The organism is Haladaptatus ordinarius (genome assembly GCF_054177595.1).
The window spans coordinates 1-2,992 of record NZ_JBPEHH010000220.1; the positions used below are offsets into that span (position 1 = coordinate 1).

Consider the following 2,992-nt stretch of genomic DNA (forward strand, 5'->3'; position numbering starts at 1 on the left):
GTCGAAACGACTGATTCAGAACCATCGGTGAACAATGTCGGTCACAGCGGTTGCTACCGCTGTTCTCTCAAGATATCAGTACTCTAGTGGTTTGTAGAATTTGAGATCCCGAACTTGTGGCGTTCTGCCTCGGGAATTCTCCATATATCGTAATGTGGTTTATGACGTCTGGCCTGCGCCTGCCAGTTGCAGATCCCTGTGGAATCAGTGATGCATCGGCCGCGTGAGCATACATTTCGGCACCACTCACCGTCTGCAGTTTGCCGGTGAGGCCACCATGGTCGGCATACCAGTGAGGGAAATCCGGTCGAGATTCTAGAGTAGCCTGGCTATTGTAGTCTACCTAGATAAGGTACCTATTGTAGTTTAGCAACCTATCCCTCTCAATAGTCTACTCTCGACGTCTGAACCACTGTTGAGTAGTCTTACGATCGGTGCAGACCAAAAACAATAGCTGCAATAGGTGAAATAGCTATCTGAGCTACCTAAGCTACTGTATCTATTCTACCTATTTCCGTTCAACTATTCCCCATCGATTGCGTAGATTGATTTTATGCAAATTTCGCATTTGCTTACTGAGTCAGCAAGGAGTGTGACTAGTTGTAGCCCCTCCCAATGTCGCAGGTACACCGGTACGTTGAGCAGGCTTTCCACTCGGCTCGTTGGGCTGTCGCGCGACACTCCTCGAAGTTCCTAAAACGGTGCTACACACTCCACTAACGGATCGTTCTACTCTGTCTCAACGTCCGGAACAACACGACCTATCGCACTCTCATTAACTCTTCCATCGAGATACCACGTCTCCGGTACGCTAATGAGTTCACCAACAAGAGAGTGGAACTGATAGGATTTCGCCAGTGTGATAAGTATCTAACTAGGTTACAATAGGTGGCTCAGCTACCTGAGCTACTGCAGCTATTCTATCTGTTTCGCTCCACCTATTATCATTGATAGCGTAGAAGCCTTCATACTGCCTCCTTGATCCTCAATATGTGTCTGACTCGTCCACAATAGGTGGCTTAGCTACTGTACCTGGGCTACCTATTCTAGCTAAACTGTCTTCCGGATCCTGCACAGGTGCCTATCCTGTTGGGTACCATATCCACGCTATGTGGCTGTAAAAGGTACAATAGGTGTCTCAGGTGCAGTAGCTAAGATAGGTGAGCTACCTATTGTAGCTCAGCCATCTACTTACGGCACATTTATGCTTGATTAGTGAGACGGCTATCTCAACCGCCGAAAAACGTGAATAAGGCACAATAGGTGGCTGGTCTAAACGAGGAACCTATTGAAATACAAGAGCGACGGCGGCCAGGTCAAACAATGGTAGCTAACGTAGACACACCACGCGCCGTGAGCGTGGTCATTTTGAAGGGCGGCGTCGGCAAATCAACGATCTCGATGAACCTTGCACGACAAATGACCGAACGAGGCCGTGTCTTGTTTGCAGATCTTGATCCAAACGGTCATGCAACCAACGGCCTTGGATTCGATGACGTCTACAGAGGCGACACGAACCTTGGTGATGTCATTCTCGACCCGGGAGACGCGACTGCCGCGGATCTGATTCAGGAGACCGAGTTCGGCTTCGACCTTCTTCCATCGTCGAACACGCTCGAAGACGTCGAAAAAGACCTTGCAGGTGCACTCCAGGGGTCTGCACGGGTGAAAACAAAAATCGTCGACCCACTCCTTGGAGATCGATACGACTACATCGTGTTCGACTGCCCGGCCTATCCTGGAATGCTCAACAACAATGCATTGGTCGCGTCCGGCAATGTCATAATCCCCCTCGAGCCTGGTTCCAGTTCCATTGGTGGCTACAAACGGACGATGGAGCGGCTCATCACTCCCTCGCAGGAATACATCGATATCGACGTGCTCGCGCTCGTCCCGAACAAACTTCGCGAACGAATTGACCAACAAACCGAAGACCGCGAGCTCCTCGAAAACCTGAACACGGCAGAAACGACGGAAGGAAAAATCCCGAATTTTGCACGAATCACGGCGGAACAGTTCGACGCAATCGACAACGGAGAGATGCAACCACCGAAGCCCGGTATCCGGTATAGTGCAGCACTTTCGAAATCGCTGAAAGAACATCAACCACTGCTGGATTATGACCCCGAAAATAGCCAGATAGAGAACTTCGAGGAACTAGCATCGATCGTCGCGAACGGTGGTGTCGAGCGATGACTGACGCGAATCCATTCGACGACCTGAGCGACGTCGAAACCGACGATGAAGGGCACGAGACATCCGAGCCCGCACACGAATCCTCCTCGAAACCGGCAGATGACCCGACACAGACAGAGGAAACATCGTCAGTCGAGACGACACAGTCGTCGGAATCATCACAAACTGAATCGACGACGATCGTTGGTCCGCCGTTCGAATACTCGGAGGTTCGTCAGCGCCCGCTATACGCTCGGGGAGAGACGTGGGACGAATTTGAAGATGCGGTTGGGATTTCAGTTGTTCCGGAACTGCGGCGGCAAGGAATTCGAGACGAGGAAAAGCGTGAAATCCATGACGCTGTCCTCACGCTCGCGGTGGAAGAGCCCGAGCGACTGGTCGAGATAATTGCCGAACGACGCCAATAACGTGGCTTTTTTGCCGTTTCCGACGGGCGGCGATATCTTCGAGGAAGTTCCCGAAACCGCTTGCAGTAAGCACTCGCTGGTGCAAACCACGTAATCTGGTTCGCCGAGGGCACCGACCCCCCCGATTTCACTTCCTATTAGAAGAATATGCGGAAGTATGGCCAAAATTCCGTCATCTTCCGATTTACCACTAGAGAACCCTTCTACATGCACAATGCGGTATTTTAAATCACATATTGCTATATCTAATCTGCGGGGTGGCGCTGCCACACACAAGTTCGGGATCTCAAATTCTACAAACCACTAGAGTACTGATATCTTGAGAGAACAGCGGTAGCAACCGCTGTGACCGACATTGTTCACCGATGGTTCTGAATCAGTCGTTTCGA

2 protein-coding genes and 1 pseudogene are annotated in these 2,992 nt (G+C 50.8%); all 3 read left to right on the plus strand.

What is annotated here, in order from left to right; genetic code table 11:
* Positions 1-615 precede the first annotated feature (615 nt).
* Positions 616-813 (plus strand): annotated as a pseudogene (locus tag ACR3FF_RS26550) (IS5/IS1182 family transposase); the annotation flags it as partial.
* Between the two features lie 510 nt (positions 814-1,323).
* A complete protein-coding gene (locus ACR3FF_RS26555) occupies positions 1,324-2,196 on the plus strand; it encodes a ParA family protein (protein WP_458191079.1) in 873 nt (290 codons plus the stop codon).
* Positions 2,193-2,603 (plus strand): DUF7970 domain-containing protein, encoded by a 411-nt coding sequence (locus tag ACR3FF_RS26560; protein ID WP_458191080.1) that lies wholly within the window; start codon positions 2,193-2,195, stop codon positions 2,601-2,603. Before ACR3FF_RS26555 ends, ACR3FF_RS26560 begins: the two co-directional genes overlap by 4 nt.
* Positions 2,604-2,992: the final 389 nt, after the last annotated feature.